Origin of the sequence: Bacillus sp. AFS031507 (assembly GCF_002584635.1) — a bacterium.
Taxonomy (GTDB): Bacteria; Bacillota; Bacilli; order Bacillales; family Cytobacillaceae; genus Neobacillus.
Map to the genome: position 1 here is coordinate 1 of NZ_NUOW01000033.1, position 25,583 is coordinate 25,583.

Sequence of the window (25,583 nt, forward strand, 5' to 3'; positions counted from 1 at the left end):
TGGTGCGGGTGAAGGGAGTCGAACCCCCACGCCTTGCGGCGCCAGATCCTAAGTCTGGTGCGTCTGCCAATTCCGCCACACCCGCAATTAATATTGATTTATAAAAAAATGGCTGGGCTAGCTGGATTTGAACCAACGCATGTCGCAGTCAAAGTGCGATGCCTTACCGCTTGGCTATAGCCCAATATTGATATTCATAAAGATTAAGAAACAGGAAATGAATCAATGTCATTCCCCGTCCCAGATGACCCCTACGGGACTCGAACCCGTGTTACCTCCGTGAAAGGGAGGTGTCTTAACCGCTTGACCAAGGGGCCGAAAAATTATATGGCGGAGAAGGAGGGATTTGAACCCTCGCGCCGGTCACCCGACCTACACCCTTAGCAGGGGCGCCTCTTCAGCCTCTTGAGTACTTCCCCATATGGCTCCGCAGGTAGGACTCGAACCTACGACCGATCGGTTAACAGCCGATAGCTCTACCACTGAGCTACTGCGGAATAATAGTATTAAAAACCTTAAATCAATTAGGCAATCACCTTATCGACTCTTTACATTATAATGACGATATAATAGAAAGTCAATATAGTTTTTAGATAAAGATTTTTTCCAAATTCTTACGCTACTCCACAATTATTTCTTTTATTTTCATTAATTTCCCCTTACATTTCCCACATACATATCTACTAGTATCGATGCTCCTCTTTCTTTTGTAAGATAGCTGACATTTCGAGCATTGATATAGAAGGATCTTTTTGGATGTTCGTTTTCCTGGTCTATCAGGTAATTGTGCACAAAATCGCGGTGCTCCTACTTTTTTTAATAATTGCTTAAACTCTTGGTCTCTATGCTGATACCCCTTCCTTTCAAGATGAAGATGATAATGGCATAGCTCATGTTTAATAATCCCCACTAATTCTTTTACACCTAGCTGCTCGTAATATTTTTTATTTATTTCAATATTATGTGTGCCAAGAAGGTATCTGCCGCCTGTTGACCTTAGTCTTGAATTGAAAGACGCTATGTGTCGAAACTGCTTCCCAAATGATTCAACAGATATCTTTTCAACTAATGATTGAAGTTCTTGTTGTTCCATTTTGGGACCCTCACTTTCTTTGCGAACATGACAACCTATTATAGCATATATTGTATATACCTTTAATAATGATGTACTTTTCGGGAGGTTTTATTATGCCAACTTGGTTGCAAAACCAAATGAAAAGAGCTTTCTATGAGAAAGATCGCTATCAGATCAAGATGCTAAACCAGTGCTGGTTCTTTTACAGAAAAAAACACTTCTCTTAAGTTCATGAGGACAATTTATGCTCTTCTCTTCCTAATTATTGTCCTCATGAACACCTCATGAGGACAACTTACACCTTTCCCTTGCTATTTCTGTCCTCATGAACATTTATGGGACTCTTTCCCTTCACATCTAATAATTATTTCTAAGAGTTAATTGATAGGGACAAAAATAAAAAAGAAGACCAACTCGCTTTGCGAAATGGTCTTCTATAATGGTGTTATGTTATTACATGAACCCGTTACTTCCAATTAGTGCGATGGCGCCAGCATTGTTAACGCAACCCGGCCTTTTTTCATATCAACGGAATCCACCCATACAGTGACTACATCCCCTACTGACACAATATCCAATGGATGCTTTACAAATCTATTGCTTAGTTTGGAAATATGCACAAGCCCGTCCTGCTTAACGCCGATATCAACAAATGCACCGAAGTCCACAACATTCCGAACCGTACCCTGCAGCTCCATACCTGCTTGTAGATCTTCTAACTTAAGGACATCTTTTTTCAAAAGAGGGCGTGGCAAATCATCGCGCGGATCGCGTTCCGGCCTTACCAAAGCATCAATAATATCCTTTAGGGTTAATTCCCCGATAGCAAGTTCTTCTGAAACAGCTTTTAAATCAATCCCATTAAGAGCAGTTATTAACTCATCCGAACCAAGGTCATCAGTTGTAAATCCTAGACTCGCTAATAATTTCTTCACTTCGTCGTAATTTTCCGGATGAATCCCTGTCCGGTCAAGCGGCTGCTTGCCATCTAATACGCGCAAGAACCCAATCGCCTGCTCATAGGTTTTTGCACCAAGACGAGGTACTTTCTTTAATTGAACCCTGCTCGTAAATTTCCCTTCCTCTTCACGCTTTTTGACAATATTATTAGCAGCAGTCTTGTTAAGCCCCGCTACATACTGTAAAAGTGATGGAGAAGCAGTATTCACATTTACACCGACCCTGTTAACGGCTGTTTCGACCACAAAATGCAACGATTCTGACAGACGTTTCTGGGAAACATCATGCTGATATTGACCGACACCAACCGATTTCGGGTCAATTTTCACCAATTCCGCTAATGGATCCTGCAACCGGCGGGCAATAGAGGCCGCACTTCTTTCTTCTACCTGAAGATTTGGAAACTCTTCTCTGGCAAGCTCGGAAGCAGAATATACACTTGCACCTGCTTCATTTACAATCAAATAGAAAATTTCATTGTCCATTTCTTTTAAGATATCTGCCACAAACTGTTCTGTTTCCCTTGAGGCTGTGCCATTTCCGATTGCCGCCATTTCAACTTTGTACTCACGAAGGATGTTAATAAACTTTTCCCGCGCTTCTTTGGCTTTGTTAACCGGTGGATGGGGGTAGATCACATCTATCTTCAGCACCTTGCCTGTTTCATCTACGACTGCTAATTTACAGCCTGTCCTGTAGGCAGGGTCGACACCGATGACAACTTTGCCTTTCAACGGTGGCTGTAAAAGTAAGTTACGAAGGTTTTCAGAGAATATATGTATGGCTTGCTCTTCACCTTTTTCCGTTAATTCACTGCGGATTTCCCGCTCGATGGAAGGTTGAATCAATCTTTTGTAGCTATCTTCCATTGCCTCTATCACAATCGGCGCTGCAGGTGAATGCTGAACACGGATCCACTTTCTCGATAAATATGACAAGATTAAATCGGCATTCATTTTAATCGAAACTCTTAAAATGTCCTCTTTTTCCCCGCGATTTAAGGCGAGAATTCGATGGGGTACTATTTTATTTACAGGTTCTTCGTATTCATAGTACATTTCGTAGACGTTTTTCTCGTCTTTTTCCGCTTCTTTGACCACCGATACAACTGCACCGGATTTAAACGTTTCTTTACGAATCCATTTACGGCTTTCAGCATCATCAGAAACCCATTCCGCAATAATATCTTTCGCGCCAGCAATCGCATCCTCAACTGTAAGGACTTCTTTTTCTTCTGATAAAAATTGTTTTGCTTTTTCTTCCACACTTTCTTTTGTAAAAGTCAGAAGCCACTCTGCAAAAGGTTCCAAGCCTTTTTCTTTTGCAATCGTCGCTTTTGTCCGTCTTTTTTGTTTATATGGCCTGTATAAGTCTTCAACCTCTTGAAGCTTTTCGGCTTTGGTAATCGCCTGGTTAAGTTCGTCTGTTAATTTTCCTTGTTCAGCAATGATTCGAATAACCTCTTCTTTTCTATGCTCAAGGTTTTGAATATACTGCCATCGTTCTAAAATATTCCGAATCTGTACTTCATCAAGCGCTCCTGTCATTTCTTTCCGATATCGAGCAATAAAAGGAACTGTATTGCCTTCATCTAATAAAGAAATCACACTCTTTACTTGTTTATAAGAAATTGTCAGTTCAGCAGCAATTTTCTTTAACAATTGATCATCTTTTACGATTGTATCATTCACAAAACAATCCTCCATTCCTTTTTATTCTATTGTATCAGAATCATTAGACCGTTTCATTATTGTGCCTTCTGCAATTTATTCAAAAAAAAATAGGCGAGCATGTGAGCTCGCCTAAGCAGAAGTAGAAAATGAGGTCAGGATATGTATGAAAAAACGCTCTTCCTAAAAAGAGCGTGCTTTAAATTAAAATTCGATGAGACCCAGGCTAACCTGCAAGGCTTCATCCACTTTTTCCATCATTTCGTCATCGAGATGGGTGATTTTATCGGTTAACCGCTGCTTATCAATTGTACGAATTTGCTCTAACAGAATGACCGAGTCTCGTTCAAATCCGTAGCGCTTCGCATCAATTTCTACATGAGTAGGAAGCTTGGCTTTTTGAATTTGAGCTGTAATCGCTGCAACAATCACTGTGGGACTAAACCGATTCCCGATGTCGTTTTGGATGACAAGTACAGGTCGGACGCCGCCTTGTTCAGAACCAACAACTGGGGATAGGTCCGCGAAATAAACGTCACCACGTTTGACTATCAAAGGATTATCCTCCGCTTACAAGACGTTCAACTGTGTGTTCTGCCTCATATTCTGCTAAAAATGCTTCTGATGCAATTCTAAGATTTATCTTTGCCATTTCCATGTATCCACGTCTCATCGACTCGCGAATTTGTCTCTTTTTTCGTTCGCGTAAATACATTTTTGTTGCTTGGTAGATAAACTCGCTGCGGTTTACATTTTCTTGTTTAACAAAACCATCTAATTCCGTTAAAAGATGTTGCGGTAACTTCACTAAGATTTCCGTAGTTGCGCCTGACTCAGCCACAAACATACACCTCCACCATCACTACACACCATTTTTATCTAACCAGAATTCCTTCTGACGCATAAATTCAACACACTACATGAGTCGACCCAGAGTCTGTTTCATACAGTGAGTTTCACTTATATATCTGTACCATATACAATAATAACACTTATCGAACTTATTGCATAGACTATTTATAATACTACTGTATTATAAGCCAATAAAACACTCTTTTATGCACAAATTACCGCAATATCATAAATATGACTGGAAATCTTCATTTAGCCCATTAATCTTCAAGAAGGTAATTTTTTAAATCGACAATTTTTCCACCCTTTTTATAAAGGCGCGGAACTCGATTCGCAATGATACATGGAACTTCATAATTAATCGTGTCAAGCTTTTGGGCGATTTCATTAACGGAAATAAACTGATCCTCGTCCCCGCCGATTAATGTTACGGTGGTCCCAATTGGAACATGATATGGGAGACGAATCATACATTGATCCATACAGATTCGACCGACAATTGGCGACCTCGTTCCCTTAAAAAGCACCTCTTGGCCTTGCAGTTTGCGAATCCAACCGTCTGCATAGCCAATCGGAATCGTCCCAATCCACTCTTCTTCACCGGTTTCATACGTTGCCCCATAGCTCACTTTTTCGCCCTTTTGCAACTTCTTAACATGGACAAGTCGTGACCTGAGTGAAAATGCTTCCCGGAGCGGAAAAGGAATTTCACTTTCCATTTCAAGTGAAGGTGTCAGGCCATACATTGCAATGCCAATCCGAACGGCATTAAAATAAGCGCTAGGATATCTTAGTGTAGCAGCACTATTGCTTGAGTGGATATACTTCGGTTGTTCTTTTAGCCCATTGGCCATACTGTCAAATAACGCTAATTGCTTACGAAAATAGGTTTCATCCAGTTCATCCGCCGTAGCAAAATGTGTATAAATCCCTTCCAATATGAATTGGTCATTTTCGGAGATGATTTGTTCGATTGCAGTTAACTCTGATAAGCTGCGAACACCAATTCTCCCCATCCCTGTATCTACTTTGATATGAAAAGAAATGCGATCCGCTGTCTTTAGATGTTTTATGGCCTCTTGCAGCCATTCCTTCTGGAAAACGGTAAGGGTAATATTAAATTTCGCTGCCACTTGAACATCTTCAGGCCGTGTAGCACCCAAGACAAGAATAGGAGCAGTAATTCCTTTCTTTCTTAAGGCAATCGCTTCATCCATAAAGGCAACTGCTAAATAGGCTGCACCTGCTTCAAGTGCTGTTTCTGCCACTTGAATATCCCCGTGGCCATATGCATTTGCTTTGACAACTGCGATCATATTCACGCCTTGAGGCAAATGCTTTTTGACGGAGGCAACATTGGCAAGAATACAATCTAAATCTATTTCCGCCCAAGTATCTCTATAAAAAAAACCTTGCTCTTCCATGTTTCCACTTCCTAATTGCTTTTATTAAATGTCATTCCATTTTATCACAAAAATTATCAAACTGCTGTTTACTATCATTTACAAATAAAAAACAGGCCCTGTAAAGAGCCTGCTAGTATCAATATTTATTTTACTGCTTCACCTTGGACAGATGCTGCAACTTCAATCATTTCTTCCTTCGTGAGGTTTTTCGATGCAATCATGTAATCCACACCATTATGTGACCAAGAGAGGGAGTGTTCCGAAACTGCTCCGATCGTCATACCTAAGTCGACAATATCACCTTCAATATAGGTTGGATTCGCAGACGCTGTTTTTGCTGTTACCTTTTCCTGGACAAGCGTGAACGATTTTTTGCCATCATAGGTGAGGACAACCCTCTTGCCATCTTCAAGCGCCACTTCTTTTTCCTCAATCAATTTTGTCCCTTTAAGTTCTGTGGTTGGATACAAAACAGTAAAGGCTTTATCGCCGCCATCTGCCATAGCAGGCAAATTAAGCTGCGCACGTGTCATGTTTTTCTTCATATCGAAATCATCCTTGTCAAAGCTGGCATTAAATTTCACTTTGGAAAACTCAACAGTTACAAGGGCATTTCGATCCGGATCCATTACTTTTACCACAGCAGGTGATAAATCACTTTTATTCAACATGATTTCTTGGAATGGCAGCATTGTATTGTTTTGATAGCGGGTCTTCGTTTCGAATACATAATATTCTTTAGTAGTGGAGAATTTTGCACTTTTATCGGCAACAATATCCTTAATCAGCGATTCATACAAGTAGGCCTGGCTGCTGTTTTGCGGCCAATCGCTTTGGAAACGGAAGCTCTTATTTAGAGCAGGTGTAAGTACAAATACCCCTTCGTTATTCCTTAATATCATCTGACTTTGATCTTTTTGAGCATTTTTCAAATTCACACGATAAAAGGTAGGATCTTTATGCCAAATTTCAACCTTATAAATTTGTGAATCAGATCCCATTTTCAACGTCATTTTTGCATTCACCTTATAGCCACTTAAGTCGTCTAGTTTCCCCGTTAGCTCTTTTACCACATCACCTTGTGATTTAGAACCGCAGGCAGCTAGTACAAAAATGACCATGAGCCCCGTGATTAGCAGCAATAACTTTTTCCTCATTCCTTCAACCCCTTCTTGTCTCATTTCATATGATTATAGAGAAGAGAAAGGCAGGGGTCAGGCAATGGAGTTTGCTTTCCAAAATGACCATGGCTGACCTTGTCTCTCCTGTTTCCCTATGAATATATGAGACAACCTAAAGGAATATGATAAGGAGTTGCCAAGCTCATTATTTTTATAAAAATTTATATGCACTAAATTTCTTCAATAATTACATGCGCTACTGCGTAATCTCTACTATGTGAAATAGATAAATGGGCATGCGCCTCTGGTTTTGCAAAAAATGGTTTTCCAGATCTATCATTTTCAATTTCAATATCTAAAAATGATATCTCTTCTCCAATACCTGTGCCATTCGCTTTAGAATACGCTTCTTTCGCCGCAAAGCGCCCTGCTAAAAATTCTACTTTTCTGACATCCGATAAACCTTCAAATTTTAGCCGCTCATTCGGAGTTAACACGCGGTCCACAAACTTCTTTTGTCGATTGAGGATGCCCTCAATCCTTGAAAGTTCAATAATATCGATCCCAATCCCTTTAATCATCGTTCATCTTCCTTCTATTTGATATACAATGAGCATAAGTAATAGTGTACAAGGACGGAAATTAGTTTATTAATAGTTAATGTGAAACTCAGGAGGTTTTTATCATGTTTACGAGAACGGAAAGTTTTCGCGATTTTATCCGCCTTTATCCGATTGTTTCTATTATTATTACCATTCATGTAGGATTATATCTTTTAACGAGAATAACCATCTTCCCAAACGCTTGGTTCTTTGAAAATCTTTCTGGAGTTAATCTTTATATTAAGGAAGGGGAATATTGGCGGCTGATTACACCGACCTTTATTCATAGTGGTTTTCCACACATGCTGTTTAATAGCTTTTCACTTGTGTTATTTGGACCGGCACTGGAGCGCATGCTTGGAAGCGGCAGATTTTTATTTGTCTATCTGCTGTCAGGTTTTATTGCAAATGTCGCCACACTGCTGCTCCAGCCGCTCACCTATACCCACGTTGGCTCAAGTGGAGCGATATTTGGTTTGTTTGGTTATTACCTGGCGGTTATTATGTTTCGGAAACATATGCTTTCCAAGCAAGACTCGCAAATAATCCTTACTCTTTGTGTTGTCAGTCTCATTATGACATTTTTACAGCCAAATATTAATATTACCGCCCATCTTTTTGGATTACTTGGTGGTTTTTTAATGGGGGCGATTCCTTATTTTAATAAAAAAGATTTATCCGATTCGATTCGAGGCACCGCGAACTGGGCCAGCAGTAAGAAAAGCAGCATCTCCTATCAATCTCCATTGAAAGTGATCATTTGGGCGTCAATTATTATCATTGTCATTCTCGGATTACTAGCACAATAAGAAAAGCGCAAGCGCCCTGTTCAGCGGCGTATGGCCTGGAGCGCTCCAACTGAGATAAAGGAAACACGAAGAGCCGAAGGCGCATTCGTGCTTGACTTATCGTAGGGCGGAGAGCGAAGGACACTAGCCGCTAGGGCACTGGAGCTGGACAATTTTCAAAGTCGAAATTTATACTTTCTTATCTTGAAATAACAGGGATTTGCAGCCGAAACTACCTTTCACTGCAAATCCTTTTTTCTTTGCCGCTAGAATACCAATCATAAATTTCCTTTAGATCGCCCTTTTCCATATCAACGACAGTGCCGCCTGCATCACCGGCACCCGATTTCACAAAGGCTTCGAATGTCCCTAGTTCTTGTTTCTGCTGAAAATAACTTTCTCTTATTTCCAAGCTTTGAATCTTATTTTTCTTCATTATAACCGTCGTTCGAATCAACATTAACGTCCGGTATCTTAGCGTTAGCTGCTGTTCAGCAAGAGTCCAACCAGCTGCCTTATATTTTAAAACAGCCCCAAGCGTCATCGCACCAAGCAGAATGATGGAAAGAAGGCCCCAAATCTTCAAAAATATTAGAGACACAATCACGATCGGAATAGCAATGTACCAGTGCCTGAATATACAGCGCCACATCGACCGTTTCGGTAGTGGGGTAAAGGTGGTCGGGACAAGGTAATCTGTAATGGCCGGTTCAAGGATGGAAGCGATCTGATCTAGCTTGACGATCGGCAAAAGGGTCACTTTTGAACCCTCTTGATTGGCCGATGACCCGCCAGCACTTTCCGCATATACGGTCGCATAACCGAGGGGTTGTCTGACAATATTTTCACTGATGCGAATCGCTTGGATCCGCTTCAAAGGAATGGTTATTTGTCTTCTCTCCAACAGACCCTGAGTAATAACTAAATCATTGTCTTTTTTGATCACAGTAAAATTAGCATACTTTAGCATCGTACCAATGAGCGCGATTACCCATGCCAGGAAAAATCCAATAACCACAAGGATCGTTAGCAGGATCAGACTAGGAGCCGTCCATTTTCCAATACTGCTGGCTAATCTTCGAAAGGGAATCAGGTCATCCACTTGACTTAATAACGCAAGGACAGCTGAGATGACCACCCCAACACCACCTGAGGTTAGGGAAAGAATCAATAATTTTCCGGTGGAAATTTTATAAACGGATTGACCCTCAGGTAAATCTTTTCCTTCGATTGCCCCGTTCCCTTTAGCTGCTGCCGTAAATTCCTGGATTACCAGAGCCTCCCCTTTCGATATCCCAGAAAGGACGGCTTCCGCCTCTTCTGCTCCCATTCCGCCAGCCGTTTCAATTTGGAGTTTTACCAACCCGAACAATCGTTGTAAAATACCTTCGGAAAGTTCGATACTTTGAATTCGTTCATATGGAATGTATCTTTTCTTTCGAATGAAAATCCCATCTTTAATCCGGAGTTCATCCTGTTCCAATTGGTATGTATACCGGACCCATGAGAGGAGACTGGTGATAAAAATAATAATAATCGCTAGTAAGGAAACACCCAAGGCGAATAATAACGGCCGCCCACTATCGCGAGTAACCGAAAATGTAAAAGCAGCAATTGGAAAAATAAAGTTTTTTATTCTTTTACCCATATATCCCAAAATGGCTATGGGATGAAGTCGTTTTGGTTTAGACATCATCTTCAGCAACCCTTGCTAGTTTCGATATATTGAACCTTAATTGTTCTGCTTCTGTTTCTTCTAAAGCAGGAATTTGATGGGCTGTGGCCGCCGTATGAACAATCACTGAGGCTAATTTGTACTTCCTTAGAATAGGCCCTTGGACGGTATCTACATGCTGGACGCGAACCATTGGAATTAAGGTACGACTTCGGATAAAGATACCCTCCTGCAGCTCTATTTCTTCCTCACGAACTTCATATCTCCACCCTTTCCATCTGAGTGTAGGAAATAGAAAAATATGTAAAAAAGTAAAAATAACTCCTAATATGATGAGGGTAAGCGAAATCCAGAAGGGACCATCGAAAATATCTAATAGTAAAACAATAACAGCTGTGATCGACCATTCTATGACAACCTTGATTACTGCAGAGATTCTCCATACCTTTAAAGCCTTTTCCGAAAGTCGATTTTGCGGTTCAACCATTCATCTCTCCCCCTACTTCACAATCTCAAAATCAGTTTAAGTATACATGGTTGGGGAGTACGGCACTACTACTTATTCGATAATAAAACTGGACTGGTCGATCCACGTAACTCCTTCACACTCTTGCAAATCCTTTACCAGTTGAAAAAGCGCCGCATCTTTTTGCTTCGCTTCAATCATACAGTGGATCTCTGGAACCGTTCCCTTAACTTGATTTAAAAATCGAAGAAACATTTGCGGGTCAATTGTATCCGCATGGGCTCTAAAATCTTTTTCGGAGCGCGGACTGGATATATGTATCTTTATTGGCAGAGGAGACTGTGCCCAGGTCGCAACAATCCGCTCCCAATCAGCAGTCCAGTCTTCCTCTTCATGATTAGCAAGATGATGATGATAATCAAACACCATCGGCAGACCCAACTTTTCACAAAGGTATAGTGTCTCCTTTATTGTAAATGTCGAATCATCATTTTCGAGCATAATCATTTTTTGGATCGCAGGGGAAACATAGGCCCAATTATGAATAAAGTATTCCAGGGCTTTCTCCTTATCGTTATACCCTCCACCGACATGAAGTACACAACGGTGTTCCGTATCAATTTCCATTCCTTTTAGGAGTCTTTCATGCATCGCAAGCGTCTTTAAGGAATTAATCAAAATATCCTTATTCGGTGAATTAAGCACCACAAAATGATCTGGATGGAAGTCAATCCTAGAAGGGTGCTCTTTTATATAATTGGCTAGTTTTTTGAGTGGTTCTTTCAATGGTTTGATGTAGTCCCAGTCCAGTAATTCCTCATGATTAGCCAGGGGAATGACCCGCGAACTTAGCCTAAAAAAATGAATTTGGTTACCCTCATTGTGCTTTAATAACCGCAAGCAATTTTCTAAGTTCGATATAGCGATTCTCTCTAATTTCCGAATCGCTGCGTCCCGGTCTTTTATTTTTTTAAATTGAGCAAATGTCATCGTTTGTGAGGGGGAAGCATTCTGAAGCTCTACACTCATTGCAACATATCCAAGTTTTACAATCGTCATAAAATCACCCCAACTAGAATGCGATAATATTTACTATTTACTGTTCCCCTTTTGGTCAAATAAAAAAAGCATGAACGATATCGTCCATGCTTTTGTATCTTAGTGGTTAAAAGTTCTTGGCTTTGATGCTGACTTACCGCCGCCGCCAGTTCTTTTTTCACCACTGCGTGGCTTTGCTGGTGCTTTTTTTCTGTTACGGTCCCCACCGTATGAACCTGAACCTCTAGAATCATCTCTTCTTCTACGGTCACGATCTTGTGGTTTTCTTTCTCGTCTTTGTGGAAGCTGTTCTTCTGTCAGCTTAACAGGTGTTGTATCCGGTTCTTTTGTTAACATTTTCAACACAGCTGCGATAACAGTTGCTGCATCATTTTCTTCCAACAATTCTTGAGCTGCTGCCTTATAATAATGTAAGTTGTTCGATTCAATCGTTGCAACGATCTTTTCTACAACTGCTTTTTGTTGACCTTCTAAAGCTTCATCAAGCGTAGGAGCTTTCATTTTTTCCATCTTGCTTCTAGTAGTTCTTTCCACGACAGCAAGATATGATTTTTCACGTGGTGTAATAAATGTTAAGGCTACACCCTTTTTACCGGCACGACCTGTACGTCCAATACGGTGAACGTAGCTCTCAGGATCTTGAGGGATATCAAAATTGTATACGTGAGTTACTCCGGAGATATCAAGTCCCCTTGCTGCTACGTCTGTTGCTACAAGCACGTCAATTGTTCCTTCTTTAAATTTACGAAGAACTGACATACGCTTTGCCTGAGTTAAATCGCCGTGAATACCTTCTGCCGTATAACCTCTTAAAGTTAATGCCTCCGATAATTCATCGACACGGCGCTTCGTACGACCAAAAACAATCGCTAGTTCAGGGGATTGAATATCAAGAAGTCTTGTTAATACATCAAACTTATTTCTTTCCACTACTTCAAGGTAATACTGTTCAATGGAAGGAACGGTCATTTCTTTCGTTTTGACACGAATAATTTGTGGATCCTTCATGAACTTTTCTGCCATTCTTTGAATCGGCCCTGGCATAGTAGCAGAGAAAAGTAATGTTTGACGTTCTGCTGGTGTTGAAGCAAGAATCGATTCAATATCTTCAATGAATCCCATGTTTAACATTTCATCTGCTTCATCAAGAATCACTGTATTTACCGTTTCGAGGCGCATCGTTTTTCTGTTGATATGGTCTAATACACGACCTGGAGTACCAACAATGATATGTGGTGCTTTCTTTAATGAGCGAATCTGGCGGCTAATATCCTGCCCGCCATATATTGGCAGTACACGAACTCTTTTGCCTGAACCTAGTTTATATAGTTCTTCTGATACTTGAATCGCAAGTTCACGAGTTGGTGCAATAATGATACCCTGGATTGCATCCGCACTAATATCGATTTTTTCAATCAATGGAATACCAAATGCAGCTGTTTTACCTGTTCCTGTTTGAGCTTGCCCGATCAAATCAATACCTTTTAGCCCCAATGGAATAGTTTCTGACTGAATTGGTGTTGCCTCCTCAAAACCCATTTTGAGGACAGATTGTAATGTGGCCTGACTTAGACCTAATTCTTCAAACTTTGTCAATGTTTTCATTCTCCTTCATCTATGTGAAAATATTTTTTAAGTGCTGAATATTTTCGCCTGATACTCAGAAAAGCGGAAGCGCCTGCTCTTAGAGGCGAAAAGCGCTGGAGGGCCCAAGTTGAAGTCCTATTTTGACTTAATTAAAAATGCTATAGGTTATCTTTCATCTTTGATCAAGTAGGTTTAAAGTTCATCAAGGATAAAATAAGTTTTAATTTTATCACAGGATGGCAGTGGATTTTTATACTTCATCTTAGGCAGGACCGAAACGGCTCGGTTCCCTTGGCGCTTGAGCGGACACGCATCAAAATGCCGTAATTAGGTAACATCTTTATTTTACCAAAAAAAAACATGCTCCCTCAAGGAGTATGCCCTTTAATAATCGTTCTTTAGACACGTTGATGAACATCATACCACTATTGCTAGCATTTTGCAATAAAGACAAGTTTGTTACAGTTTCAAACCGATCCTATTACTTCATCAAATTGTCTAATACTCGATAAGAAGGGCAACTTCTCCACACAAGGGGGGTCTCAGTTATTTTTCTTTTATCAAGCTTAAATCATTCATTAATTCGTCAGTTTTAATTTCTTTTATTTTTTTTGCAATGCCGTTACGATTTCCTCTAATTTCATACCTCTGGATGCTTTGACAAGGATTAAGGTGTTTTTATTTACATGTCTCTTTAATTCTTGAATAAGTGATGCTTTTTCTGTAAAAGCAAACACTCTTTCTTCTCCCAAAACAGTTCTGGCTGATTTTGCAATATGCCCCCCTAAGTTTCCATAGGTGAACAGAAGATCGACTTTATCACGGTTTAAAGTAGCTCCAATTTGCTGATGATACTGTTCTTGCTCTGGACCAAGCTCTAACATGTCCCCTAAGACAAGGATTTTTCGATCATACCCCTTAAGATTGGAAACTAATTCGATCGCCGCCATCATGGAAGTGGGACTTGCATTATAAGCATCGTTAATTATTTTTTCGCCCTGATCCCCTTCTACTAACTCCATACGCATATTCGTTAACTTAATACCAGCTAACCCCTCATTCATTTTTTCGAAAGGGATTGAAAAATAGTTAGCAATCAACATCGAGGCAAGTGCATTTAAAATATTATGCGTTCCTAATACTGGAAGTTCGAAAGTAGTCTTTGAAGCGTTGATTTTGAAACGATTCCCATTCTCTAACTGAGTAATATCAGTTGGATATAGATCATTCGTTTCATTTCTGCCGAATGTTTTAACCCGTACATTAACTTTATGTTGTTGAATTCGTTCCATCAGCAATGGTTCATCACCATGGAGGACAGCAAGTCCACCTTCTTTTAGCCCTTGAAGGATTTCAAGCTTTGCTTCCGCAATACCTTCTCTTGAACCAAGGTCGAGAAGATGTGACTCTCCAATATTGGTAATCACCACAGCATCCGGGCAGGCAAGCTTCGTTAGGAATTCAATCTCCCCCCTGCCGCTCATTCCCATTTCAAGGACGGCAATTTCAGTGTCTTCGTGTAAGCCTAAAACCGTTAATGGAAGACCAATATGATTATTATAATTTCCTTCTGTCTTTTGAACCTTATAATTTGTGGCAAGAATGCCGGCAGTCATATCCTTTGTCGTTGTTTTCCCATTGCTTCCTGTGATACCAACCACTTTTACGTTTAATTGTTTTCGGTAGTTTCTTGCTAATTCCTGTAAGGCCACAAGACAATTATCGACAATCAAAATGGGTAAATGGGTGGGCGGGTTTGGGACATCCTTTTGCCAAAGGGCTGCAGCTGCTCCTTTACTGATGGATTCTTCCACATATTTATGTCCGTCTGAAACCTCTCCTTTAAAAGGAATAAACAGGTTACCATTTTCAATCTTACGGGAATCAATGGAAACACCCGTGATTATCTTTTCAGCAAACGGACTCCCATCATTTTGAGCAGAAACCATTTCAGCAACCTGTTGTAACGATCGTATTATCATTGAAATCCTCCTTTTTTATTTATTTCTTTGGACTTTGTTTACTGTCTAGCTACAGAGCCCAGCGGCTAGTGTGCTTCGCTCTCCGCCCTACGATAAGTCAAGCACGAATGCGCTATCGCTCTCCGTGTTTCCTTTTCAGTTGGAGCGCTCCAGTCCATACGCCGCTAAACGGGCGCTTTCGCTTTTCTCATAGAAATGGACACGGCAGCTACAGCCGTGTCTCCGTTTTTTAGAAAGTAAACTTTATCTGTTGTTTCTCTGCATGTCTTTCATTCGCAAGACTTACAAGTCTCTCAATCAATTGTGGGTACTCTATGCCTGTGTGCTTCCACAAGAGCGGGAACATACTAAATGGGGTGAAGCCAGGCATCGTATTTACCTCATTAATTAGCGCTCTTCCATCTTTTGTTAAGAAGAAATCGGCACGGACTAAACCAGAACAATCTAAAGATTTAAAAGCTTGGATTGCCATTTGTTTAATTTGTTGTGATTCTTCGTCTGTTATGTCTGCAGGGATGATCAGCGCTGTATCCCCGCTTTCATATTTCGCTTTATAATCATAGAAATCCTTTTTCGGAACAATTTCACCGGCAACCGAACATTCAGGCTCATCATTCCCAAGAACCGCCACCTCGATTTCACGAGCAACGACGCCTTCTTCAATGATGACTTTGCGGTCAAATTGAAAAGCTTCAGCAAAAGCGGTTTCTAATTCCGCACGATTTGTACATTTGCTGATTCCGACACTGGAACCAAGGTTTGCGGGCTTTACAAAGCAAGGATAGCCAAGTTCTGTTTCGACCTTGCTATAAGCCTCTGCTTTTGCTTTCTCCCATTCACTTTTAATAAAGGCAACATAGTTTACTTGGGCAAGCCCTGCCTGTGCAAATACATTTTTCATCATAACCTTATCCATTCCCGCCGCTGAAGCTAGAACTCCATTGCCGACGTATGGGAGGTTTAATAGTTCTAATAAACCTTGTACGGTTCCATCTTCTCCGTTTGGTCCGTGCAGCAACGGAAAGATGACATCAAGTGTTTCCTGCTTCTCAGCTTGGAAAAGTGCGGGTGCGAGCGATAAAGGCGATAATTGATTCCCCTCTGCAAATTCGAGCGCCTTCACGTTTTCAACCGGCTCACTTAACTGCGGTCCTTTTATCCATTTTCCTTCTGTATTTATGTAAATAGGATGAATTTCAAATTTTTCAAGGTCTAACGCTCGAATGACAGCCAGTGCTGTCTGCAGGGACACTTGGTGTTCGGCTGATTTTCCTCCATATAATAAACCTAATTTTGTTTTCATACGAAAACCTCCATTTTCTCATTCACGGTTATATTTTAACACTTATTTTAAAAAGAAAGGAAATGTAGTCCACCAATTTTTTATATGTTTTTTCCTACTGAATATTTTATGATGGCCATAGCTTGCTTAAAAACTAGCGCTGGTTAAATTGTCAATTTTCTCATTCCCGTTTATCCTAATATTTCATGTATAATTATTTTAAAACGCTAATCTGGAGGCACATAATGACGGGATCACTTTTATCCATATTATTATTAGGCTTTTTGCTGGGAATTAAGCATGCAATCGAGCCTGATCATGTTATTGCAGTTTCAACCATTGCAAGCGAATCAAAAAATTTAAAGCGCTCAATCTTTGCCGGTGTCTACTGGGGTATCGGGCACACGGCTACTCTTTTCATTGTTGGAATGTTTTTGATTGTAGCCAAAAACACAATCACAGATACGGTCGCCCTGAGTCTTGAGTTTATCGTGGGAATTATGCTAGTTAGTCTCGGCTTAAATAGTATTGTAGCGTTTATGAAACATCGCCATCATCACCCACACACCGAGGGTAGCCAGACCATTGAAAAAAAAGGCCGTACCCATTATAAATCCTTTTTCATCGGGCTCATTCACGGGCTTGCCGGCAGTGCAGCAATGGTTCTGCTTACAATGAGTACCGTTTCGACCGCGTGGCAAGGTGCTTTATACATACTTATTTTCGGTTGTGGCACCGTTGTTGGTATGCTCAGCTTTTCAACTGTTATTGGTATCCCCTTTGTTTTGACATCCGGTAAACAGTTGAATAGATATTTGAATCATCTCGCAGGCATTATCAGCATATTATTCGGAATTTATTATATGTATAACTTAGGCGTGAACGAAGGATTATTCAGCCTTTGGTTTTCATAATAAAAGCGCAAGCGCCCGTTTAGCGGCGTATGGACTGGAGCACTTTGACTGAGATAAAGGAAACACGGAGAGCGTTAGCGCATTCGTGCTTGACTTATCGTAGGGAAAAGGGCGAAGTCCACTGGGCGCTGGAGCTGGACAATGAAGAAGTCCCACCCCAAATGGAGTGGGACTATTTTATCAAGCCAAATGATTTAGATGACGTTTAATTTCCATTCTTTTGTCTTCTTATCAAAAATAATTTTCGCGTGATATGGTTTAGATGATATTTGATCATATTCCTCCACCATATCATCCATATTCGCGAAATCACCAATTACCCAGATGGGAATTTCAATTTTCCCTCGCTGGTGATCTGCAGCTCGTAATGATATGCAAATTCCTTCTTTAATGAAAGGTGTTAATGAAAGCAGGATTTCTTTATTCACCTGAGGATACGTTCTTTTCTTACGAAATCCCAGGATCGATTTTTCAATCTTAAGATCTCCTAATTTTACGGCCACTACTTCGCTAAGCACATGAAAAAAATCTTTGAAGCTGCGGTAATAAGTTTTGTTATACCAGCCATCATCTTGTGCTAAATAAACAAAACGGTTCCCTAATTTATTATAAAAAGGCAATTTCAAATGATGCTTTTGATGACCTAAGTACAATAATTCAGCGATTTCCTGTCCCGTCAGTTCATTCAACACATCTTCCTCAATAAAATCAATCCAGCAAAAGTTTTCGTAACTATAAACATTGTCCGCTGCTAACTTTTTAATTCCTTCTTCAGGGCAATATTCGAGTTGTGTATGCATATTAAAATCAGCATCATCAAAGCGGTGCTTTAGTAAAAGCAAGTGATTTAATGAACCTGAAAAAGCAGCAGCGAATTCAGCAAATTCGATACCGGAAGACATTACATACTGGTCTGTTTGGTTCAAATGGACATAGATGAGATCCTGTATGTCTTGATGATGCTTCTTCAAAGCAAACCTCCTCCGATCAACACATGAAATGATTTAGTCAATACTTCCTTATTTTATCAAATAATAGTCCAAATAGCTTATTTCAATTCTTTTACAAATAATAAGTTTGATTAACACATACTAGGTTTATGCCTATTGATTATTATTTGTTAACTTTCCTTTTTCATCTATATTTCTTTATCAAATTAGAATCTATGCATTAGCAAGATAAGGAGCTGGTCTATCACATATGATTAAAGATATGACTCAAGATGAATTAAGTCTTTATATTATTAAAACCTTAAAAGAAAATAAAAAAACTGAATTCGAAAAAATACTCGAAGAACTCCAACCCTATGATATAGCGAAGATATATGAAGATCTACCTGAAAAACACAAAGGACGATTTCTCCTGTTTTTAAAATTTGATATTCTAGCTGACCTAATGGAAGAGCTTGATAAAGAAGACCAGCTCGGCTTATTAAATATTTTAGGAATTGAAAAATCAAGTAAGGTCCTTGATTTAATGGATAATGATGATTTGGCGTTATTACTGCATGAATTATCACCGGAGAAGAAGGATTCCCTCCTATCTGGGATGAAAGCAGAGGAGTCTAATGCCGTCCAAGATATCATGAAATATCCTCCGGAAACAGCCGGAAGAATCATGACCAACCGATTTGTTTGGATCCGAAGCTATTTTACGGTTCGTGAAGCAGTTGATAAGTTTAAAGTATTCGCAGAATTTGCCGAATCTATTAACTATTTATATGTGATTGATGAAGACCGAAAACTTGTCGGCGTAGTTTCTTATCGTGATTTACTATTAGCAGAGCCAGACGAAAAGATACGAACGATTATGTATGAAAGGATTATTTCCGTTACGGTGGCAACAGACCAAGAGGTTGTGGCGCAAATCGTGGAACGGTATGATTTCCTAGCCATTCCGGTTGTGGATGAGAATAATGTCCTCGTTGGGATTGTCACGGTCGATGACATTATCGACATCGTGATTCAGGAAGCAAATGAAGATATCGAAAAATTGTCTGCTACTGGGAAATCAATCGACTTTGAAACCAAAACATTAGTTGCGGCTGCAAGAAGACTCCCTTGGCTCATCCTGCTTTTGTTCATCGGAGTCATCTCTGGGAGAATTATCAGCAGTTTTGAAGATACCCTCAAGCAGGTTGTAGCACTTGCCTTTTTTATGCCGATGATTGCAGGGATGACAGGAAACACTGGAACCCAATCCCTTGCGGTCGTAGTAAGAGGGCTGATTTCCTACGATATTGATAAGGGCGTAATTACCCGCTTAATCGCAAGGGAGCTTGGTGTTGGGATTACGATCGGGATCACCTGCTCTGTTCTTATCGCGGTCATCGCATATATATGGCAGGGAAGTCTCATTTTAGGTGCCGTTGTCGGCTGCTCGCTATTTTTCACGTTAATCATTGGGACACTTGCAGGGACGATTATTCCGCTTATTCTTTTTCGTTTAAAAATTGACCCTGCAGTTGCCTCAGGACCTCTGATCACCACCTTGAATGACATTTTTTCATTGCTTACCTACTTTGGGATTGCAACCATGTTTTTAAAGTATTTGTAGAAAAAATGAAACCTTTTTTGAAGTGAATCGTTAAGTAAGGTAGACCTTTCAAAATTTCCATGAATTTTGAATGTCTCAATGATAAACACCATATTTATATCATTATGAGACAAACTGTTATAAAATTATTAAGTTAGACTGATTATTTTTTAATAAGTGAAGGTGGATTATGACAGACTTTATTAATAATATTTTGGAGTTCTTATCACAATTAGGATATTTCGGCATTGCCTTAGGATTAATGATAGAGATTATTCCAAGTGAAATCGTCTTGGGTTATGGCGGGTATATGATTTCACAGGGGCATCTTAATTTTATCGGGGCAGTGATTGCCGGGACGATCGGCGGAACGCTCGCCCAGTTATTTTTATATTGGGCGGGTTACTACGGGGGCAGACCTTTCTTAGAAAAATACGGAAAATATGTCCTTATTAAAAAGAATCATATCGATATAGCTGAACAATGGTTTGAAAAATATGGTGCTGGAGTGATTTTCTCCGCAAGGTTCATTCCAGTTGTCAGACACGCGATTTCCATTCCGGCGGGCATTGCCAAAATGTCAGCAACTAAATTTACTCTCTACACTGTGGCAGCCATTATCCCCTGGACCATTCTGTTTCTATACCTAGGTAAAGTCCTAGGCAGTAACTGGGCACATATTAAAGAATACGCACACCCCTATGTGATGCCGGCCATCATCGGAGCCATTGTTCTAGGGGCGATCTATTTTTTAATCAAAAAAACAAAGAAAACCACCGATTAATCCCGGTGGTTTTTCCTTGCTGAGAATTTCCTTTGTGCCCATGTATCAAGCCTTTTCACATGGTTTCTCCCAAGCGTAAATCCATATAAAATGAGTAAAACAATGATTAACGTGAAGAGGTCGACTTTCTTGGTTGCTATAAAGTTTACGATCCCCATTAACACCTGTGGAATTACCCCTGTTAGCGCAAATAATACCGTTGCTATCTTAAACCAGAAGCTTGATTTCAAACCATACCTGGCATATAACATAAAGATTGTCGATGACCACGCTAATACTTCAAGACTGACTAGTATGATCCATTTATTTTCGACCAAAAAATCCATATCCCACCCACCTTTTACTTTTTAAAATGAAATGGCAGTGTGGACACAATAACCCTCTTTTTAAAAATAAGATAGGTACGAATTAATAAACTTGATTGATTGTGCAGGATATTATGCCAACTCTTTTTGGTAATAAACTGCGGAATCAAAACCGTTACACGATAATTATTTTCCTCCGCCTTTTTTTCTACAGTATCAATAAATTTCGATAAGGGAATAAGCACACTTCGATAATGTGATTGTAAGGTAACGAGCCTGACATCCGGCTGCCATTGCTGCCATTTTTCTTCAAATCGCTTTTCATCCTCACGGTCAAACGACACATAAACAGCAAAGATTTGGTCAGTTAATGATTTCGCATAATTTATTGAGTTTTCAACCACTTTCGTAATCCCTGCAACAGGTACAATAATGACATTTCCCTCAATCGGTAGCGCTGGATGGTCGGGATGAATCCTCAATTGTTCCCCCACCGCTTCATAATGATAATTAATTCGTTTGAAGGCAAAAACGATTATTGGTAAGAAGATCACCACAAACCATACTTGACTAAATTTCGTCAGGAAGAAAATAATTAACACAGCTAAGGTGATGAGCGCGCCAATTAAATTGGCACTAAGTTTAGCAACCCATCCGGCCGGTTTTTCCCGTAACCATTTAATAATCATTCCCGTTTGAGATAAGGTGAACGGAATAAATACACCAACCGCATAAAGCGGGATTAAGTGCTCTGTTTGACCTTTAGAGAAGATAATAAGCAAGATGGAGGCTACTCCTAAGGAAACAATCCCGTTCGAATACCCGAGCCTGTCCCCCCTAATCGTAAACATTCTTGGCATATACTTATCCTTGGCAAGTGCATACGCTAATAAAGGAAAAGCAGAATATCCAGTATTAGCTGCCAGAACTAAAATAAGGGCGGTTGTTCCTTGGACAAAAAAGTAAAGATAATTACGCCCGAAGGTTTCTTTGGCAATTTGCGAGACGACCGTTTCGTCATGCCTTGGCGATATACCGTAATAATAAGCTAGGAAAGTAATACCCGTAAATAACAACGCAAGAAGCGTCCCCATTAATACTAATGTTTTGGCCGCATTCTTTGGTGCCGGATCTTTAAAACTTGGGATCGCATTCGATATGGCTTCTACCCCAGTTAATGCCGAGCATCCCGACGCAAAGGCGCGAAGCAGCAAGAAAAGCGTAATCCCTTGAACAGGCGCCCCAATTGGTGCATGCTGAACAGTCGGTGATACATGGCCAGTCATGATTTTAAAGAGACCCACACCAATTAAAATGAACAAGGCAACAACAAACAAATAGACCGGATAAGCTAAGATTGACGCTGATTCTGTTAAACCGCGTAGATTAAGAATTGTAATCAGAACTACCAGAACACACGCAATCCCGACGGTATGCTCATGTAAGGTTGGAAAGGCTGACGTAATCGCATCCGTACCAGCAGAAACACTTACTGCCACCGTCAATATGTAATCGACCAAAAGGGATCCCCCGGCAATTAATCCCGCTTTCTCACCGATGTTCTCTTTCGAAACAATATAGGCCCCACCGCCATGCGGGTAGGAATAGATAATTTGCCGATAGGAAAGGATTAGCGCCGCTAATAGAAATAATACTCCAACTGCAATCGGAACCGAATACCAATAGGCAATGACGCTTACCGTTGCTAACACAATTAGAATTTGTTCAGTTCCGTAAGCTACAGATGATAAGGCATCGGAAGAGAGAATCGCTAACGCCTTCAAAATGTTTAATTTTTGTTCGCCTAGTGCCGTTGATTTTAACGGCCGGCCGATTAAGAATCTCTTAAAAGAAGAGAGCACCTGATTCACCCACCACATTAGAAGTAGAATTACCGATTGATTTTAACACAAGACTGTAGTTAATATGAAGTGTTTCTTTTGAAGAAGTACCAAATTCTTCATGTAATGTCGATTAAAATTAATATTACTACTTAGTCTTATCCTAAATAGCATGATTATGAAGAAAATTATAAGTTGAGGGCATATAATATTTATTTTTACCACTATTCGTCAAACAAAAAGGCATGGAGCCATTATTTAGTCTCCATGCTTTTACAGTAGCTTTTTTCAAAAAACTATTTTACCGCTGCATTAATGACACGTTTCATTGCCTGAATTTGTCCTAAATGAATACTCTCATGGAAAATCGCAAAATTTGTTAGTTCACCAAACGTTTCCTGACCAAGGAATGGTGTTTTAAGCCTTTGGTTAAAACTCTCCGCTGGAATTTCTTTAATCCTTGCCACTTGTTCTTGCAGCTGCACGACCAAATCCTGCAGCTGAGGAACATCTCCGTCCCAAGCAGCTGGACTAGTCCCAGAGGCAAATAACTCCATATAGTTTGCTGGCAGCTGGGTTGATTTTTTCGGGAAGCCAAACATAAATTGCTCGGCAACAGTTAAGACATGGCCAACATGCCAGTGGATGGTATTGTTAAACCCTTCCGGCTGAACATCAGCAATCCCCTCTTCTAATGCATCAACACTTTTAACAAACCTATCCCTTGCTAAATCATAATGCTTAAATAATAATTCACTCATCCCACTTTGCCTCCCTTTTCACTGTATAGCTATATTTTATACGATAGCACCCGATTACTAAACTAATACCTTTTACATTTCAGCTGGAGCTTGTAACCCTAATAAACATAATCCTTCTTTCAAAACTTCCGTTACTGCATAGACAAGCGCTAACCGTGCCTGCTGTTCTGGAGTGTCTTCGAGGATTTTTACCTCTGCATAATATTTATTGAAGGCTTGTGCTAGATCAATAACATATTTAGCCACTTGGGACGGGTCAAAGTTTATACAAGCTCTTTTAATGGCTGGCGAAAATTCCATTAAAAGGCTGGTTATCTTCCACTCCTTCTCCCAAGTATTTTCGTAGGTTAACGCACCTAACTCCGCATTTACATCCGCCTTTCGTAAAATAGAACAGGCACGAGCATAGGTGTATTGTACATAGGGACCTGTCTCTCCTTCGAAGCGGAGCATCTCTTCTAACGAAAATTCAATATCATTCATTCGATTGTTCTTTAAGTCATGGAAAATTACTGCTCCAACACCGACCTGTTTAGCCACATCCTCTTTGTTTGTGAGATTTGGATTTTTCACTTCAATATTATGCCTCGCCATCGCAATTGATTCATTTAAGACCTCTTCTAATAAAACTACCTTGCCTTTTCGCGTGGACATTTTCTTTCCATCTTTTAGCATCAATCCGAATGGAATATGATGCATTTGTTTCGACCAATCGTAGCCCATATTTGCTAACACAGCCATTAACTGTTTGAAGTGGAGGCTTTGTTCATGGCCAACCACATATAGGGATAGGACAAATTGGTATTCCTCCTGGCGATAAAGAGCCGCCGCTAAATCTCGGGTCGCATACAGCGTTGCCCCATCAGATTTTTTGATCAGGCATGGCGGCAGCTGTTCTTCGGTGAGCTCGACCACCTGTGCCTGCTCGGATTCGACCAATAGCTGTTTTTCTTCAAGAAGCTTGACGACACGCTCCATTTTGTCATTATAAAAGGCTTCGCCGGCATAAGAGTCAAATTCGACATTCATTAACTGATATATTCGCGAAAACTCTTTTAATGACTCATCACGAAACCATTTCCAGAGTTTTAATGCTTGTTCGTCTCCGTCTTCTAGCCTTTTAAACCAGCTGCGCCCTTGGTCTTCAAGGCTTGGATTCGTCTCCGCTTCTTTGTGAAATTTTATATACAGGGTTAATAGCTCTTTAATCGGATTCTGCTTGACCTTTTCGGCATCTCCCCATAATTGATAGGCAGTGATCAGCTTCCCGAACTGTGTCCCCCAGTCACCGAGATGATTGATTTTAATCGGCTTGTAACCACATTTCTCGACAATTAATGCGAGCGAGTTGCCAATCACCGTTGACCGCAAATGCCCCATTGAAAAGGGTTTAGCAATATTAGGGGAGGACATGTCTATGGTGACAGCACCGCCATCCCCAAACGTAAGCGCACCATACTTCCCTTTTTGCGAGATGATTTCATTCACTACTTTTTCAGAAGCAGTCTTTTTGTTTAGGAAGAAATTAAGATAGGCTCCAACCACTTCTACTTTTTCAAAAATGGGAGAGTTAATCTTCTTACTTAACTCCTCAGCCATTAGATTGGGGGATTTTCTCTTTAGCTTCGCTAGTGTAAAACAAGGAAAGGCTAAATCTCCGAGCTCCTGATTCTTAGGTTTTTCAATCATCAGTTCCAGATTGGTTTGTGAAATCTCTTGGTCCAGTAATTCATGTAAAATGGCAGCAAGCTCCTGCTTAAAATTCATCTTTAATACCTCCTTTTATCTCTAAAAAAACAAAAAACTCCCGTCTCTACTAAAAGAGACGAGAGTTTATTATCCCGCGGTACCACTCTAATTGTTCAAAAGAACCAGCTTTCCTTTGTAACGGAGGATCCTCCGGCATACCTTACTCGAG

General features: G+C 40.2%; 23 protein-coding genes, 5 tRNA genes and 1 other annotated feature (1 of these 29 running past the window's edge). Of the genes, 5 read left to right on the plus strand and 23 right to left on the minus strand.

The window, feature by feature from the left end:
* From COE25_RS24705 to COE25_RS24730, 6 genes are all read right to left on the minus strand, one after another.
* A tRNA-Leu gene (locus COE25_RS24705) sits at positions 1-85 on the minus strand.
* A 24-nt stretch (positions 86-109) separates the two neighbouring features.
* A tRNA-Gln gene (locus COE25_RS24710) sits at positions 110-184 on the minus strand.
* Between the two features lie 61 nt (positions 185-245).
* A tRNA-Glu gene (locus COE25_RS24715) sits at positions 246-317 on the minus strand.
* 11 nt (positions 318-328) lie between these two features.
* Positions 329-419 (minus strand) — tRNA-Ser (locus COE25_RS24720).
* A gap of 3 nt (positions 420-422) precedes the next feature.
* A tRNA-Asn gene (locus COE25_RS24725) sits at positions 423-497 on the minus strand.
* 122 nt (positions 498-619) lie between these two features.
* Positions 620-1,093 carry a SprT family protein gene (locus COE25_RS24730; protein WP_088085062.1) on the minus strand — a complete coding sequence of 158 codons (474 nt, stop codon included), beginning with the start codon at positions 1,091-1,093 and terminating at the stop codon, positions 620-622.
* Between the two features lie 95 nt (positions 1,094-1,188).
* Between COE25_RS24730 and cmpA the strand changes: the two genes are divergently transcribed.
* Positions 1,189-1,302, plus strand: coding sequence for a cortex morphogenetic protein CmpA (gene cmpA, locus COE25_RS24735; protein ID WP_088085061.1), 114 nt, complete (start codon positions 1,189-1,191; stop codon positions 1,300-1,302).
* A gap of 249 nt (positions 1,303-1,551) precedes the next feature.
* Here cmpA and COE25_RS24740 read toward each other — a convergent pair whose 3' ends face one another.
* From COE25_RS24740 to acpS, 6 genes are all read right to left on the minus strand, one after another.
* Positions 1,552-3,726, minus strand: a complete 2,175-nt coding sequence (locus COE25_RS24740) for a Tex family protein (protein WP_098934520.1) — start codon at positions 3,724-3,726, stop codon at positions 1,552-1,554.
* Positions 3,727-3,909: 183 nt separating this feature from the next.
* Positions 3,910-4,260, minus strand: coding sequence for a type II toxin-antitoxin system endoribonuclease NdoA (gene ndoA, locus COE25_RS24745; protein WP_007083556.1), 351 nt, complete (start codon positions 4,258-4,260; stop codon positions 3,910-3,912).
* Positions 4,261-4,264: 4 nt separating this feature from the next.
* On the minus strand, positions 4,265-4,546 hold the full coding sequence (locus tag COE25_RS24750) for a CopG family ribbon-helix-helix protein (RefSeq protein ID WP_066097189.1): 282 nt from the start codon (positions 4,544-4,546) through the stop codon (positions 4,265-4,267).
* A 271-nt stretch (positions 4,547-4,817) separates the two neighbouring features.
* Positions 4,818-5,981, minus strand: coding sequence for an alanine racemase (alr, locus tag COE25_RS24755; protein ID WP_098934521.1), 1,164 nt, complete (start codon positions 5,979-5,981; stop codon positions 4,818-4,820).
* A 125-nt stretch (positions 5,982-6,106) separates the two neighbouring features.
* Entirely contained in the window at positions 6,107-7,120 is a 1,014-nt protein-coding gene (locus tag COE25_RS24760) for a LolA family protein (protein ID WP_098934522.1), read from the minus strand.
* Between the two features lie 194 nt (positions 7,121-7,314).
* On the minus strand, positions 7,315-7,665 hold the full coding sequence (gene acpS / locus COE25_RS24765) for a holo-ACP synthase (RefSeq protein WP_098934523.1): 351 nt from the start codon (positions 7,663-7,665) through the stop codon (positions 7,315-7,317).
* Between the two features lie 104 nt (positions 7,666-7,769).
* On the opposite strand from acpS, the gene COE25_RS24770 reads away from it, so the two are divergent.
* The gene (locus COE25_RS24770; protein ID WP_098934524.1) at positions 7,770-8,495 is read left to right on the plus strand and encodes a rhomboid family intramembrane serine protease; all 726 of its coding nucleotides are present in this window, start codon (positions 7,770-7,772) and stop codon (positions 8,493-8,495) included.
* A gap of 211 nt (positions 8,496-8,706) precedes the next feature.
* Here the strand turns inward: COE25_RS24770 and COE25_RS24775 are convergent, their stop codons facing one another.
* From COE25_RS24775 to COE25_RS24800, 6 genes are all read right to left on the minus strand, one after another.
* The gene (locus tag COE25_RS24775) at positions 8,707-10,170 is read right to left on the minus strand and encodes a PH domain-containing protein (RefSeq protein ID WP_257208950.1); all 1,464 of its coding nucleotides are present in this window, start codon (positions 10,168-10,170) and stop codon (positions 8,707-8,709) included.
* Positions 10,160-10,636 (minus strand): PH domain-containing protein, encoded by a 477-nt coding sequence (locus COE25_RS24780; protein ID WP_098934525.1) that lies wholly within the window; start codon positions 10,634-10,636, stop codon positions 10,160-10,162. The genes COE25_RS24775 and COE25_RS24780 overlap by 11 nt, the downstream gene beginning before the upstream one ends.
* A 72-nt stretch (positions 10,637-10,708) precedes the next feature.
* A complete protein-coding gene (gene uvsE / locus COE25_RS24785; RefSeq protein WP_098934526.1) occupies positions 10,709-11,674 on the minus strand; it encodes a UV DNA damage repair endonuclease UvsE in 966 nt (321 codons plus the stop codon).
* A gap of 99 nt (positions 11,675-11,773) precedes the next feature.
* Positions 11,774-13,270, minus strand: a complete 1,497-nt coding sequence (cshA, locus tag COE25_RS24790; protein WP_088085053.1) for a degradosome RNA helicase CshA — start codon at positions 13,268-13,270, stop codon at positions 11,774-11,776.
* A gap of 593 nt (positions 13,271-13,863) precedes the next feature.
* Positions 13,864-15,243 carry a UDP-N-acetylmuramoyl-tripeptide--D-alanyl-D-alanine ligase gene (locus COE25_RS24795; protein ID WP_098934527.1) on the minus strand — a complete coding sequence of 460 codons (1,380 nt, stop codon included), beginning with the start codon at positions 15,241-15,243 and terminating at the stop codon, positions 13,864-13,866.
* 229 nt (positions 15,244-15,472) lie between these two features.
* Positions 15,473-16,546 carry a D-alanine--D-alanine ligase gene (locus COE25_RS24800; protein ID WP_098934528.1) on the minus strand — a complete coding sequence of 358 codons (1,074 nt, stop codon included), beginning with the start codon at positions 16,544-16,546 and terminating at the stop codon, positions 15,473-15,475.
* Between the two features lie 224 nt (positions 16,547-16,770).
* On the opposite strand from COE25_RS24800, the gene COE25_RS24805 reads away from it, so the two are divergent.
* Positions 16,771-17,439, plus strand: coding sequence for a sulfite exporter TauE/SafE family protein (locus tag COE25_RS24805; RefSeq protein WP_088085050.1), 669 nt, complete (start codon positions 16,771-16,773; stop codon positions 17,437-17,439).
* A gap of 194 nt (positions 17,440-17,633) precedes the next feature.
* Here the strand turns inward: COE25_RS24805 and COE25_RS24810 are convergent, their stop codons facing one another.
* Positions 17,634-18,410 carry a hypothetical protein gene (locus COE25_RS24810; RefSeq protein WP_088085049.1) on the minus strand — a complete coding sequence of 259 codons (777 nt, stop codon included), beginning with the start codon at positions 18,408-18,410 and terminating at the stop codon, positions 17,634-17,636.
* Between the two features lie 229 nt (positions 18,411-18,639).
* Here COE25_RS24810 and mgtE point away from each other — a divergent pair, with 229 nt between their 5' ends.
* Positions 18,640-19,995: a magnesium transporter gene (gene mgtE, locus COE25_RS24815; RefSeq protein ID WP_098934529.1), complete on the plus strand. Its 1,356-nt coding sequence runs from the start codon at positions 18,640-18,642 to the stop codon at positions 19,993-19,995.
* A 169-nt stretch (positions 19,996-20,164) separates the two neighbouring features.
* Entirely contained in the window at positions 20,165-20,758 is a 594-nt protein-coding gene (uptA, locus tag COE25_RS24820; protein WP_098934530.1) for an undecaprenyl phosphate transporter UptA, read from the plus strand.
* On the opposite strand, the gene COE25_RS24825 is transcribed toward uptA, so the two are convergent.
* From COE25_RS24825 to argS, 4 genes are all read right to left on the minus strand, one after another.
* The gene (locus COE25_RS24825) at positions 20,755-21,084 is read right to left on the minus strand and encodes a hypothetical protein (protein ID WP_098934531.1); all 330 of its coding nucleotides are present in this window, start codon (positions 21,082-21,084) and stop codon (positions 20,755-20,757) included. The genes uptA and COE25_RS24825 overlap by 4 nt on opposite strands.
* A gap of 14 nt (positions 21,085-21,098) precedes the next feature.
* The gene (locus COE25_RS24830; protein ID WP_098934532.1) at positions 21,099-22,925 is read right to left on the minus strand and encodes an APC family permease; all 1,827 of its coding nucleotides are present in this window, start codon (positions 22,923-22,925) and stop codon (positions 21,099-21,101) included.
* 275 nt (positions 22,926-23,200) lie between these two features.
* Positions 23,201-23,665, minus strand: a complete 465-nt coding sequence (locus tag COE25_RS24835; RefSeq protein WP_098934533.1) for a DinB family protein — start codon at positions 23,663-23,665, stop codon at positions 23,201-23,203.
* Positions 23,666-23,737: 72 nt separating this feature from the next.
* The gene (gene argS, locus COE25_RS24840) at positions 23,738-25,432 is read right to left on the minus strand and encodes an arginine--tRNA ligase (protein WP_098934534.1); all 1,695 of its coding nucleotides are present in this window, start codon (positions 25,430-25,432) and stop codon (positions 23,738-23,740) included.
* 51 nt (positions 25,433-25,483) lie between these two features.
* Positions 25,484-25,583, minus strand: a binding site (T-box leader); it runs 112 nt beyond the window's last position.

Bases quoted from the DNA above. Each gene is read 5' to 3' on its own strand.
- COE25_RS24730 (WP_088085062.1), bottom strand. From the start codon at position 1,093: ATGGAACAACAAGAACTTCAATCATTAGTTGAAAAGATATCTGTTGAA.
- cmpA (WP_088085061.1), top strand. From the start codon at position 1,189: ATGCCAACTTGGTTGCAAAACCAAATGAAAAGAGCTTTCTATGAGAAA.
- alr (WP_098934521.1), bottom strand. From the start codon at position 5,981: ATGGAAGAGCAAGGTTTTTTTTATAGAGATACTTGGGCGGAAATAGAT.
- COE25_RS24760 (WP_098934522.1), bottom strand. From the start codon at position 7,120: ATGAGGAAAAAGTTATTGCTGCTAATCACGGGGCTCATGGTCATTTTT.
- acpS (WP_098934523.1), bottom strand. From the start codon at position 7,665: ATGATTAAAGGGATTGGGATCGATATTATTGAACTTTCAAGGATTGAG.
- COE25_RS24770 (WP_098934524.1), top strand. From the start codon at position 7,770: ATGTTTACGAGAACGGAAAGTTTTCGCGATTTTATCCGCCTTTATCCG.
- COE25_RS24775 (WP_257208950.1), bottom strand. From the start codon at position 10,170: ATGATGTCTAAACCAAAACGACTTCATCCCATAGCCATTTTGGGATAT.
- COE25_RS24780 (WP_098934525.1), bottom strand. From the start codon at position 10,636: ATGGTTGAACCGCAAAATCGACTTTCGGAAAAGGCTTTAAAGGTATGG.
- uvsE (WP_098934526.1), bottom strand. From the start codon at position 11,674: ATGACGATTGTAAAACTTGGATATGTTGCAATGAGTGTAGAGCTTCAG.
- COE25_RS24795 (WP_098934527.1), bottom strand. From the start codon at position 15,243: ATGATAATACGATCGTTACAACAGGTTGCTGAAATGGTTTCTGCTCAA.
- COE25_RS24800 (WP_098934528.1), bottom strand. From the start codon at position 16,546: ATGAAAACAAAATTAGGTTTATTATATGGAGGAAAATCAGCCGAACAC.
- COE25_RS24805 (WP_088085050.1), top strand. From the start codon at position 16,771: ATGACGGGATCACTTTTATCCATATTATTATTAGGCTTTTTGCTGGGA.
- mgtE (WP_098934529.1), top strand. From the start codon at position 18,640: ATGATTAAAGATATGACTCAAGATGAATTAAGTCTTTATATTATTAAA.
- uptA (WP_098934530.1), top strand. From the start codon at position 20,165: ATGACAGACTTTATTAATAATATTTTGGAGTTCTTATCACAATTAGGA.
- COE25_RS24825 (WP_098934531.1), bottom strand. From the start codon at position 21,084: ATGGATTTTTTGGTCGAAAATAAATGGATCATACTAGTCAGTCTTGAA.
- COE25_RS24835 (WP_098934533.1), bottom strand. From the start codon at position 23,665: ATGAGTGAATTATTATTTAAGCATTATGATTTAGCAAGGGATAGGTTT.
- argS (WP_098934534.1), bottom strand. From the start codon at position 25,432: ATGAATTTTAAGCAGGAGCTTGCTGCCATTTTACATGAATTACTGGAC.